We start from the raw sequence: 11,723 nt of genomic DNA, 5'->3' as shown, positions 1-11,723 counted from the left end.
ATTAGGTCAAGAAGCTAAGTTTTTATTACATTTGAGAGATATTGTTTTTTATGAATAACTTAATCAACAACTTTTACAAAAACCAATCTTTGTTTTACAAGATGTTTTTGTACCTCATTGCGACGGTAACTATTGTTTATTTATTTCCGAAGGGAAGTAAGTTTAAGTATGATTTTACCAAAGGAAAGCCTTGGCAGCACGAAAATTTATACTCACCTTTTGATTTTGCCATTTTAAAATCAGAGGAAGAAATTGCAAAAGAGCAAGATCAGATCAAGGCAAACCAGATTCCTTATTTTAATTACAGCACGACAGTTCCCAACGAAATAAAAGAAAATCTCGATGAACGTATAAAAGTTGTTTTTTCAGATAGTATTCTTCGTCGGGATGAACTCAAAATAAAAACCTTTTCGCGAAATACTTTAAACGAAATTTACGAATACGGTATTCTGAACGATCTTAAAAAACTGAACGAAAACAGTTTGGTTTACCTTAAAAAAGGAAATGAAGCTCAGGAAGTGGTTTATAAAAATATCCTCAACCAAGAAGAAATTTCTAACTTTCTTGATGGGGAAATAGAGAATTCAAGTATTCAGGAATACAGCACACAAATCAAACAGTTGTTTTTTGATATTTTAAAGCCAAACGTGAGCCTCAATGAAGAGCTCACCGAAAAGGACTTACAGTCAAAACTCAACTCGATATCGTACACCAAAGGTAGCGTTCCCAAAGGAAGCCGGATTATCGAAAGAGGTGAAATTATCAATAATGATACTTACCGAGTTCTGACTTCGCTCAAAACAGAGTATGAGTCTAAAGTTTGGACTTCTTCGAGTTATTTTGTGGTGGTCATAGGTTATTTTTTATTGGTTTCCCTCGCGTTATTGATGTTGTTTTTATTCATCAAAAAATACCGTTACGACATTTTTGAGAACAATACCAAAATGACATTTATTGTCTTTAATATTTTGTGGGTTGTTTTCTTAACAGTAACCGTGATGAAAATCAATGTAGATTATGTCTATGTAGTCCCGCTCTGTATTTTACCACTTACACTTAAAGCTTTTTTTGACCCAAGACTCGGTCTCTTTACGCACGTGATTACGGTTCTCATTCTTGGTTTTGTGGTTCCGAATAGTTATGAATATATGTTTTTGCAGATTATTGCAGGGATTGTTACCATTCTCACCATTTCAGAATTATATAAACGTGCCAATTTGTTTATTTCTGTAGGACAAATCACAGGAGTTTACATTTTTGCTTATTTAGCGTTTACGATTATTCAGGAAGGTGATTTCGAAAAAATAGATTATGTCACTTTACTAATGTTCGTCTTAGGTGGATTTGCAACTTTATTTGTACAACCACTTATTTACGCTTACGAAAAGTTATTTGGCCTAGTGTCGGACATGTCGTTGTTAGAACTTTCGGATACCAATTCAAAATTGTTGAAAGAACTTTCTAATCAAGCTCCAGGAACGTTTCATCACAGTTTAAACGTTGCCAATCTTGCGGAAGCTGCGGCAAGTGAAATAGGAGCTAACGCTATGTTGGTTCGAGTTGGCGCTTTGTACCACGATATCGGAAAAATGCATAACCCTACGTATTTTACCGAAAATCAAAGCACTTCTGTCAATCCGCACGAAGAATTAGATCCGCACGAAAGTGCAGAAATTATCATTAACCATGTAAAATACGGTATCGAAAGAGCCAAACGTAACAATTTGCCTGATCGAATCATCGATTTTATTAGAACCCATCACGGAACCACTTTGGTCTATTACTTTTATAAATTGGCACAGGAAAAAGCAAAAGAAACCGGCGAAGTTGTAAACGAAGAAGATTTTAAGTACCCTGGTCCAATTCCCTTTAGTAAAGAAACAGCAATTTTAATGATGAGCGATAGTCTAGAAGCTGCGACCAAAAGTATCAAAGACCCGAATGCGAGTTTGATAGATGAATACGTTGAAAAAATCATCGACAAGCAAATGGAAGAAAACCAGTTTCTGAATGCGAATATTACTTTTAAGGAAATTAGAATTGTCAAGAAAATATTCAAGCGAAAGCTAAAAAATATTTATCACCTGAGAATAGAATATCCAGAATAAAACCAGCAGCTTATGAAATTCGGAAAAGTAGATGACCCAGGAAACATAGATTTTACCTTGCCCAAAGATCATCCGCAAACCAAAGAAATATTGTCGAAGCAACAACCAAAAACATTAAACGAAGTTTATATTGGTTGTGCGAAATGGAATAAAACCGACCTGAAAAACTTTTATCCTAGAGGAACTAAAGATGAGTTGGAATATTATTCTACGCAGTTTAATAGCATCGAACTCAATGCGACATTTTATCGTATGTGGGGAAAAGACCAATACGAAAAGTGGCGAGAAAAATCTGTTGAGGATTTTAAGTTTTTTCCGAAAGTTCCGCAACTCATTAGTCACCGTAAACGTTTATTAGATAGCGAAGAGTTAGTAACCGATTATACCGCAAACCTTACTGGTTTAAAAGACAAACTAGGAATGGCTTTTTTGCAGATGCCTGAGAATTTTCATCCTAAAAATATCGACCGTTTACCCGATTTTTTTGAAAAGTGGCCCAAAGAAATTCCATTGGCATTTGAACCCCGGCATGAAGATTGGTTTATAGACAAAACTATTGCAGACGAGCTCAACCAAATATTGGTAAAAAATAACATTACACATCTTATTACCGATAGTGCTGGCCGTCGAGATATGTTGCATATGCGACTAACCACTGAGACCGCGTTTATCCGTTACAATGGTGCCAACCATAAGAGTGATTACACCCGTCTTGACGATTGGATAGATAGAATAGAAGATTGGTATAACCAAGGTTTAAAAAACCTTTACTTTTTTGTACACCAGAATCTTGAAAAAGAATCACCACTACTATCAGCACATTTTATCAAAAAGATGAACGAAAGATTTGGGCTGTCTCTAAAAATCCCAGAAACCCTTGACTAAATGAAGCAAAATATTGCTATTACAACAGATGCTGTGGTATTTGCACAAGAAAATAATGAGATTTTCTTATTAGTGATACAACGAAGAAACCCACCTGATCAAGGAAAATGGGCTTTACCAGGAGGTTTTCTAGAAGAAAATGAGCTTTTGGTAGAAGGTTGTTTAAGGGAACTAAAAGAAGAAACGGGTCTAGTTCTATCAAAAATAGAAAAAGTAGGAATTTATGACGCTGTTTATCGCGATCCGCGAGGAAGAACGATAACGGTAGCTTATACCAGTTTACTTCAAGAAAGACTACCAATAGAAGCAAATGATGATGCTGCTCAAACAGAATGGGTGAGTGTAAATAACTTAAAAAGCTTAGCTTTTGATCATTCAGAAATTATTGAAGATGCGTTAAAGAAAATGAATATAATATTATAATTTTTATAGATGATAAGGCATTCAAAAGCCTTTTTAAAAAGAGTAAATTGCAAATAAAAAATGAAATTTCACACACGAAAATGGATTAAACCCGAAGACCTAAACCCCAATGGAACTTTATTTGGCGGACGATTACTCGAATGGATAGACGAAGAAGCGGCTCTTTATGCAATTATTCAGTTGGAAAACCCTAAGACCGTCACTAAATTTATGAGTGAAATTGATTTTAAAAGTTCTGCAAAACAGGGAGACATTATTGAAATCGGTTTAGAACCTGTAAAATTTGGTGCCTCTTCACTCACATTAAAATGTGAAGTGCGCAACAAGATGACACGAGAAACGATTATTGCTATCGAGAAAATAATTATGGTTGGTTTAGACGATCACGGAAATGCCAAGCCCCACGGAAAAACCCAAATCGAATATGTTTCTGATCGGTTGAAAAATTAGTTAGTAATTTTTCTGGAAATTCGTCAATTCGAGTAAATTTTTCTTGTGAAATTTTTATTGAGAATTAGAATTTTAGTGAAAGAAAAAATTTATTTTCTTGCTTCCTTCGCTTCTTTAATGGTTTTATTAATTTTTTTAAGTTCTGCTTCTTTGAGTTCTGGTGGTATTTGGTTATCGTTTTCTTCTTGCAGAACAATACTCGCATAAATAGGGAAGTGATCGGAATTAATATGTTCACCTCTGTCTAATTCATCAATTACAAATTCTTTGGAGACAAAAACGTGATCTAAAGGCCAACGGAAAATAAAAATATCAGCATTATAAGTTGAATAAAAACCACGACCAATTCTCGGGTCTAGTAATCTGCTTAACTTCTGAAATTCTTTAGTGGTTTCCGACCAAGCTACATCATTAAAATCGCCCAGGACAATGGTTGGGATTTTAGAATTTCTTGCTTTTTTGGCGGTAATCATCATTTCACCATCACGATCGGTAGACTTTGGGTTGTGCTTTGGCATTGGTGGCGTCGGATGAATTACATAAACTTGAATGATGTCTTTTTCATTCAGCTTTAGCTTGGTATCAACCGATGGAATTGAATCTGCAACCACAAACTCAACTTTTGGGTTGATCAACTCTTTTTTAGAATATATCAGTAAACCATAAGTATTACTCAAAGGTTTTTTGACCGTGTACGGATATTCTTTTTCTAAATCAGCTACGTAACCTTCCCACTTTGTATCGGTTTCCAAAAGTACGACCACCTGCGGATTCAGTTCATTGATTTCGGCAAGCAATTTTTGTGGCTTGTCGTTATCCTGTAAAACATTAGCGACGTAAATATCCAGTTTTTTGGAGTCGCTTATATCCGCGGAAGCTTTTTTTACTTGTTTATCCGCCAAGGGTGTATAAATAAATATTTTTGAAAACTGAAATACCAGACAAGCCACCAACATCAATATAAAAGCATAATCGTCTTTGCTTTTTAAATCAAATTTGATGCAGTAAGTGAGGGTAGCGACAAGCGTTAAAATGGTGAGTTGTACGTGTGGGAAATCAAATAAGCGTATCCACCAATAATTAACCGTAAAAAGTGGAATGATGGTGAGTAGAACGGCTACAAACCCAAAACCGATAAGAAAGTTTTTAAGTTTCAAGTACTAGGCAAATATTTTTTATCAAAATAAAAAGGACCAAAAGGTAAAATAGAACATAAAACTGCAATAGCGAATGTTTTAAAAGGCCAGTTGAGTTTCTCATACATCCAATAGGCTAAAAAAACGTAGAGTACAAAAAGCAATCCGTGAGCCATACCTACAATTCTTACCATTTCGGGCATATCCCAAACATATTTGAGAGGCATTGCCACTCCTAACAAAAGTAAAAATGAAATCGCTTCGAGTACACTCACAATTTTAAAAATCTTGATTAAACTCATGGGGTTTTGGAATTTTTTTTGCTAAAATACCTATTAATAATTGTTTTGTTATTATAGATTTGTAGAAAATCCTATTTCATGAAAGTTTTAGTCACTGGAGGTCTCGGTTTTATTGGTTCCCATACTGCAGTTGAGTTACTCAATAACGATTATGATGTAGTGCTTGTAGATAACCTATCCAATTCAAGCCTTTCGGTTTTAGAAGGTATTGCCGAAATTACAGGAAAAACACCTGCGTTTCACAAAATAGATTTACGCGAGCCTATAAAAATTCAAGAGCTTTTTGACGAGCATCCCGATATCGAAGGAGTGATACATTTTGCAGCTTCAAAAGCGGTAGGGGAAAGTGTTGAAAAGCCTTTATTGTATTACGAAAACAATATCAATGCGTTGGTTTTCTTGCTCAAAGAGATGCAGAAAAGAGAAATCAGTAACTTTATTTTTAGTTCGTCGTGTACCGTATACGGTCAAGCCGATGAATTACCAATTAAAGAAAATGCACCGATAAAAAAAGCAGAATCTCCTTACGGAAACACCAAAAAAGTAGGGGAGAATATTTTAGAAGATCTCGCTACAGCGGATAAAAATTTCAAAGCTATTTCGTTACGTTATTTTAACCCAATTGGCGCCCATGAATCTGCTTTAATTGGCGAACTACCTATTGGTACACCACAAAACCTTATTCCGTATATTACCCAAACCATGGCAGGTGTTAGAAAAGAACTTTCGGTTTTTGGTGATGATTACCCAACACCAGACGGAACTGCGATTAGAGATTATATTTATGTGGTCGATCTTGCCATTGCTCACGTGGTTGCCTTAAAAAGATTGATAGAAAATAACAATAAAGCCAACTACGAAATATTTAACCTCGGGACAGGAAAAGGAAATAGCGTATTGGAAGTCATAAATGCTTTTGAGGACGTAACCCAACAAAAATTACCTTATAAAATAGTAGCTAGGAGAGAAGGTGATGTAACGGCGGCTTATGCAGATACACAAAGGGCTAAAGAAGAGCTAGGTTGGCAAACCCAATACGATATTAAACATGCCTTGAAAACAGCTTGGAAGTGGCAACAAAAACAATAAAAAAATGCTCCTGAATTGGAGCATTTTTTTATTGTTATAAGTTTAGAAGCTAAAACTCGTATTCTTGAAGTGCAAGATTGTATTCTCTTAGTTCCTCTATATTTAGGGTGTTGTCTGAATTTTTAATCAAATCCATAAAATACAACATGCTTTCGTCTGCATTGATTTTTGTTTCGGTGATCACATCTGCCTCATCAAGCGGTTCGTCTTCTGGTATTGCAATGTCGAAGGTATAGTTTTCTTCGATATGTTCGTAAGCAAGACGTAAAGCCTTGGCAACAACAGGTTGGTTTTCTTCAACAGCAAATGGTCGAAGTGCTTTTAAATCTTTAACTAATGTATTGGTAATGATACCTGCATGTTCTAAATCGTCGATTATTTTTTTGATAAGTTTTTGGGCTCTTTGGTCTTTCAAAATAGTAATTTTTTAAAAAGGTTCGTTTCGATTGCAAAAATAAGTTTTTGCTTAATGTAAAAAAACAGAAAGCTCTAAAAAATCATTTTAAATTTTAAGGAGATAAATTTCAATATACCCCTAAAATCTCTTATTTTTGCAGGGTTTATTTTAAAACCGCAGAAAAAGCAATTTATGGTCGAGGCAAAAGTTGAAAAAAAGTTATACGATTATCAAGAAGAAGATTTAAAAAAGATTTTTCATTATTTAAATGAGGCTCCAGATAATTTCAACTTGTTATATCAATTACCGACAGGAGGCGGTAAAACCGTTGTGTTTTCTGAAATTGTTCGTCGTTATATAGAACGAACAGAAAAGAAAGTGGTTATCCTAACGCATAGAATAGAGCTTTGCAAGCAAACTTCTAAAATGCTGGATGGTTTTCAAGTAAAGAATAAAATCATCAACAGTAAGGTAAAAGAACTGCCAGATCAAGACGAATACCAGTGTTTTGTGGCGATGGTTGAAACTTTGAACAATCGTTTGAGCGACGAAAAACTAGAAGTAGATAATGTTGGTTTGGTCATTATAGATGAGGCACATTACAACTCGTTTACCAAACTTTTTAAATACTTTGAAGATTCATTTATTTTAGGGGTTACCGCAACTCCTTTGAGTTCGAACATCAAACTCCCAATGAAAGACAATTACCAGGAGCTTATTGTGGGTAATTCTATTTCATCACTTATCCAGGAAGGTTTTTTGGCAAAAGCAGAAACCATTTGTTATGATGTTGGTTTAACCTCACTTCAGGTAGGAATCAACGGTGATTATACGGTAAAGTCTTCAGAAGATTTATACACCAATTTGACCATGCAAGAGAAGTTGGTACAGGCATACGAAGAACATTGCAAAGGTAAAAAAACCCTTATTTTTAATAATGGAATAAACACTTCGTGGTATGTTTACCACACTTTTAAGGATGCCGGTTACGAAATCAAACATCTCGATAACACTTGTAGCAAGAAAGAACGTAAAGAAATTTTAAAATGGTTTAAACATAAACCCGATGCAATTTTAACTTCGGTAAGTATTTTGACTACTGGTTTTGATGAACCAAGTGTTGAAAATATCATTCTCAATCGTGCGACCAAATCACTTACATTGTATTACCAAATGATTGGTCGTGGCTCACGTAAAATACCGAATAAAGACACTTTTAAAGTGATTGACCTAGGCAATAATATGGCACGTTTTGGTCTTTGGGATGCCCCAGTAGATTGGCAGCTAATTTTTAGTAATCCCGATTATTTCTTAGAAAACATACGTGGAGACGAAGAGATAGAGCAGGAGTTTACGTATAAAATGCCTCAAGAAGTCCGAGAGTTGTTTAAAAACTCAGAAGACATTTCTTTTGACATCAAAAAGAAGTACAACCAAGCTGTAAATAATGGTGAAAAATCGAAAGCGGTATTAGAAGAATCGATTGAACAACACGCCCAAATGTGTGTTGAAAACAGCGAAGATGTCTTTGACGCCCGTATTTTGGCGCAAGAACTCAAAGACGATATTCGTGATCGTGTAAAACGCTATTCGTATTGTATTATTAACAACACAAAAAACTATCGCGACTGGCTATTTGAAGATTATTGCCGAAAGTTGCGATTTCGAATCAACGAAAAGTTTCAGGATTAAAATAGAAATTCCGCTTTAAGCGGAATTTTTTATGAACTCTATTGAAGTAAATGATTTAAAATTATTCTAATAAATAGAATAATAAGGGAAATAAAAAGGATAGTAATTAGTATTATACCAATCACTTTCATTGTTGAAATTGCTCCAGCATTGATATACGAACCATCAAACTTATTATCTAGAATCTCTTTTACCTTGGCTTTCTTTCTATATCTAACCCATAGATAAACCCTGCCAATAGCAGCATATACGACTTCTCCCATTATTTAAAAATAAAAAAATATAATGTTCCGCAATTATTGAAGTTAGTTCAATGCTCCAAAAATCGCTACACCGTAGATAAAGAATCGCAAGAAACGCAACAAACCAAAAAGTAAATAACTTCCGAAAGGAAACTTGATAATTCCTGCAGCCATGCTTGATATCGCAAAAGGAACTGGTAACAACGCTCCAACAACAATTAAAAAGCCGCCCCATTTACGCATGTTTTTGATATGTTTTGCCATTTTGACTTCTAGATAGACAAACACCGAGGGAATGCTAGCGATTCCTCTTCCCATAAAATAAGAAATAATTCCACCTATATAAGAACATAATGCCAATAGGGAAAGGTAAAGGTTTGGAAGCTCTGACTTTCCAGACCAAGCAATAAATATTTCGGGAGGAATGAGTCCTAAAATAGATTCTGAAGCCAAAAAGACAGAAAAAACACCAAGTGGATGAAAATTTTCGGTAATGTAAAGTAAAATCGTATTGATATCGACTACAAAAAAGTGCACACAGACCAACGCCCCAATAAATAATAAAATAGGAATAGCTGCTTTTAGTAAACTATTACCTACAAACGAGTAAAAGCCTGTATAGCTATAATACTGATGTAAGAGTTTCCAGCGTGGTTTTTTATTTGTTACTTTTTTTCTTGTCATAAAACTTGGGGCACAAATGTAATAAGTTTACACTTATTTTCTATACTTTTCTGTGTTTTGGTTTTCGTTTAAACCCTTATTTTTATTAGTCATATGTATATCAAATTGTTGACCAGAAGGTAACTCAAAAATTTCTAGTTCAAAATATTTAAGTGATGCAAGTAGGTGGTCAAAAATATCGGCAATGATATATTCGTAATTTTGCCAAACTTTGTCTTTACTAAACGCATAAATTTCTAACGGAATACCTTTTTCTGTTGGAGCCAACTGTCTGGTCATAATCACCATATCTTTATTGATGGCCGAATGTTGGTTGAGATAACTGTCTATATATTTTCTAAAAACACCAAAGTTGGTTTGGTTTCTACCATTCATCAGAACACTTTTATCGATATTTTGATCCTGGTTGTATTTATCAATATCTTCTTGGCGATGCGTCAAGTATTCTCGAATTAGACTGATGCTTTCTAATTTTTTCACCTCTTCTTTTTCGAGAAAACGAATACTCGAAGCTTTGATCAATAAGGCACGTTTGATTCTCCTTCCTCCAGAGTTAATCATTCCGCGCCAGTTTTTGAATGAATCAGAGATTAAATAATATGTTGGAATGGTGGTAATCGTATTGTCAAAATTTCGCACTTTTACCGAAGAAAGGTTGATTTCAATAACATCACCATCTGCACCGTATTTTTCCATGGTAATCCAATCACCAATTCTAACCATGTCGTTTGCAGCAACTTGTATACTTGCCACAAACCCGAGTATACTATCTTTAAAAATGAGTAAAACAACTGCAGAAAATGCACCTAATCCCGTGACGAAATACCAGATAGATTTCCCTGTAAAGATAGAAAAAATGAGAACCAAGCCCATCATCCAGGTGAAAATCATAAAGACTTGTATGTAACTATCTATAGGTTTGTCTTTATAATTGTCTTTGGTTTTGAGGTAGTCTTTAAAACCTCTTAAAATTGCTCTCACCAAAAAGATGATCACGATAATATTTATGATATTTAGCAAAGTGGTAATTCCGCTTTGATAAGCCGTAAAGTCGGTCATTGTAATTGGTGCCGCCCAACGAATGATGATGAGTGTTAGAAAAAGCGAAAAATAAGAAAGTGTTTTGTTCTTTACTAAAAAGTTATCGAGTTTGGTTTTAGATTTTGCGGTAAGCTTAATGATAAAACGCTTTAAGAATTTTCGTAAGAAAAAATTGAATAAAGCGGTAATGATAAATAAAATAAGAATATTCACAAAAAGATTGGCGTAAGCTGCCAAAACATCATTCCAACCCCAATCTTTAAAAAGTTGATAAAAATATTTATTGTAGTTTTCTATTTGCATCAAAATAGTTTTTGCAAAAATACTTGTCCCTAAAAGGATAGACAAAATCTTAACTATAATTTTTGATTTTAAAATTTAAATGGGTGGATTTTAGAAAGCCTTTAGGTTTGTGTATCTTTATAAGATGAAAAAAACTTTACAGATTGTTAATATTCTTGCTTTTATAGCTATGATTATTTTCAACTATTTGAGCAATAAAGGCTTGATTAACCACACAACGATAGGTGAAGTTTCGCAAAAACTTGAAAACCTTTTTACACCAGCCAGTTATGCTTTCTCTATATGGGGGTTTATCTATGTTTTGCTTTTGGGTTTTGTCGTGTATCAGAGCAGAAGTTTGTTTGTCACGGTAAGAGATGATGTATTTATTATGAAAACTGGAGGATGGTTTTTTCTATCTTGTTTGGCTAATATCAGCTGGTTATTCTTCTGGCTTTATGGTTATATTGGCCTCTCGGTAATAGCGATGGGAGTATTGTTGTTTTCCTTGCTTAAAATCATCGTCAATAATGAGATGGAACTATGGGACGCACCTATATCGCTTATTGTATTTTTGTGGTGGCCTTTTGTTTTTTATAGTGGATGGATAAGTGTAGCAACTATAAGTAATGTCGCTGCTTATCTCACTTTTATCAATTGGGACGCTGGTGGAATAGAAGTATCTATTTGGGCAATAATTATGGTTGTTTTTGCAGGAATTCTAAATATATTTATCACATGGCGTAGAAATATGCGTGAATTTGCGCTTGTAGGATCGTGGGCGTTAATCGCCATAGCAGTATCTAATTGGGGTGTGAACAGTAGTTTGAGTTATACTTCTTTAGGTGTAGCAATTGTTTTGGTAGTTAGCAGTGGCGTCCACGGCTATAAGAATAGGCATTTAGGTCCTTTGGCAAAGTTAAAAGAATATCAATCTGCCCGTAAAAAGATTTGAGCTTATGAGAGTTTTTAGAATCTATTTATCATATTAA

At 34.5% G+C, this 11,723-nt stretch carries 13 protein-coding genes; 7 read left to right on the top strand and 6 right to left on the bottom strand.

Annotation, left to right across the window (positions count from 1 at the left end):
• Nucleotides 1-50 precede the first annotated feature (50 nt).
• Genes DNG35_RS02235 through DNG35_RS02220 form a run of 4 tightly spaced genes read left to right on the top strand, consistent with a single transcriptional unit; the run spans nt 51 to nt 3,866 of the window.
• Entirely contained in the window at nt 51-2,108 is a 2,058-nt protein-coding gene (locus tag DNG35_RS02235; RefSeq protein WP_111126131.1) for an HD family phosphohydrolase, read from the top strand.
• Nucleotides 2,109-2,120: 12 nt separating this feature from the next.
• A complete protein-coding gene (locus tag DNG35_RS02230; RefSeq protein WP_111126130.1) occupies nt 2,121-2,993 on the top strand; it encodes a DUF72 domain-containing protein in 873 nt (290 codons plus the stop codon).
• Entirely contained in the window at nt 2,994-3,416 is a 423-nt protein-coding gene (locus DNG35_RS02225) for an NUDIX hydrolase (protein WP_111126129.1), read from the top strand.
• A gap of 60 nt (nt 3,417-3,476) precedes the next feature.
• Nucleotides 3,477-3,866 (top strand): acyl-CoA thioesterase, encoded by a 390-nt coding sequence (locus DNG35_RS02220; protein ID WP_111126128.1) that lies wholly within the window; start codon nt 3,477-3,479, stop codon nt 3,864-3,866.
• Between the two features lie 89 nt (nt 3,867-3,955).
• On the opposite strand, the gene DNG35_RS02215 is transcribed toward DNG35_RS02220, so the two are convergent.
• Both DNG35_RS02215 and DNG35_RS02210 read right to left on the bottom strand, forming a co-directional pair.
• Nucleotides 3,956-5,023: an endonuclease/exonuclease/phosphatase family protein gene (locus tag DNG35_RS02215; RefSeq protein ID WP_111126127.1), complete on the bottom strand. Its 1,068-nt coding sequence runs from the start codon at nt 5,021-5,023 to the stop codon at nt 3,956-3,958.
• Nucleotides 5,020-5,304, bottom strand: coding sequence for a DUF3817 domain-containing protein (locus tag DNG35_RS02210; protein WP_111126126.1), 285 nt, complete (start codon nt 5,302-5,304; stop codon nt 5,020-5,022). Before DNG35_RS02210 ends, DNG35_RS02215 begins: the two co-directional genes overlap by 4 nt.
• A gap of 78 nt (nt 5,305-5,382) precedes the next feature.
• Between DNG35_RS02210 and galE the strand changes: the two genes are divergently transcribed.
• Nucleotides 5,383-6,393: a UDP-glucose 4-epimerase GalE gene (gene galE / locus DNG35_RS02205; RefSeq protein WP_111126125.1), complete on the top strand. Its 1,011-nt coding sequence runs from the start codon at nt 5,383-5,385 to the stop codon at nt 6,391-6,393.
• Between the two features lie 49 nt (nt 6,394-6,442).
• On the opposite strand, the gene DNG35_RS02200 is transcribed toward galE, so the two are convergent.
• Complete coding sequence (locus DNG35_RS02200) at nt 6,443-6,808, bottom strand: hypothetical protein (RefSeq protein ID WP_111126124.1); 366 nt, start codon at nt 6,806-6,808, stop codon at nt 6,443-6,445.
• 174 nt (nt 6,809-6,982) lie between these two features.
• On the opposite strand from DNG35_RS02200, the gene DNG35_RS02195 reads away from it, so the two are divergent.
• The gene (locus DNG35_RS02195) at nt 6,983-8,482 is read left to right on the top strand and encodes a DEAD/DEAH box helicase (protein ID WP_111126123.1); all 1,500 of its coding nucleotides are present in this window, start codon (nt 6,983-6,985) and stop codon (nt 8,480-8,482) included.
• A 38-nt stretch (nt 8,483-8,520) separates the two neighbouring features.
• On the opposite strand, the gene DNG35_RS02190 is transcribed toward DNG35_RS02195, so the two are convergent.
• From DNG35_RS02190 to DNG35_RS02180, 3 genes are read right to left on the bottom strand one after another with little or no spacing between them, the layout of a single operon-like run.
• The gene (locus DNG35_RS02190; RefSeq protein ID WP_111126122.1) at nt 8,521-8,745 is read right to left on the bottom strand and encodes a hypothetical protein; all 225 of its coding nucleotides are present in this window, start codon (nt 8,743-8,745) and stop codon (nt 8,521-8,523) included.
• 42 nt (nt 8,746-8,787) lie between these two features.
• Nucleotides 8,788-9,408 (bottom strand): YqaA family protein, encoded by a 621-nt coding sequence (locus DNG35_RS02185; RefSeq protein ID WP_111126121.1) that lies wholly within the window; start codon nt 9,406-9,408, stop codon nt 8,788-8,790.
• 33 nt (nt 9,409-9,441) lie between these two features.
• A complete protein-coding gene (locus DNG35_RS02180) occupies nt 9,442-10,752 on the bottom strand; it encodes a mechanosensitive ion channel family protein (RefSeq protein WP_111126120.1) in 1,311 nt (436 codons plus the stop codon).
• 124 nt (nt 10,753-10,876) lie between these two features.
• On the opposite strand from DNG35_RS02180, the gene DNG35_RS02175 reads away from it, so the two are divergent.
• Nucleotides 10,877-11,686, top strand: coding sequence for a tryptophan-rich sensory protein (locus DNG35_RS02175; RefSeq protein WP_111126119.1), 810 nt, complete (start codon nt 10,877-10,879; stop codon nt 11,684-11,686).
• The last annotated feature ends 37 nt before the right edge of the window (nt 11,687-11,723 follow it).

The organism is Mesonia sp. K7, assembly GCF_003233725.1.
In the GTDB taxonomy this organism is placed as follows: Bacteria; Bacteroidota; Bacteroidia; order Flavobacteriales; family Flavobacteriaceae; genus Mesonia.
This window is presented reverse-complemented; position numbering and strand designations above follow the sequence as displayed.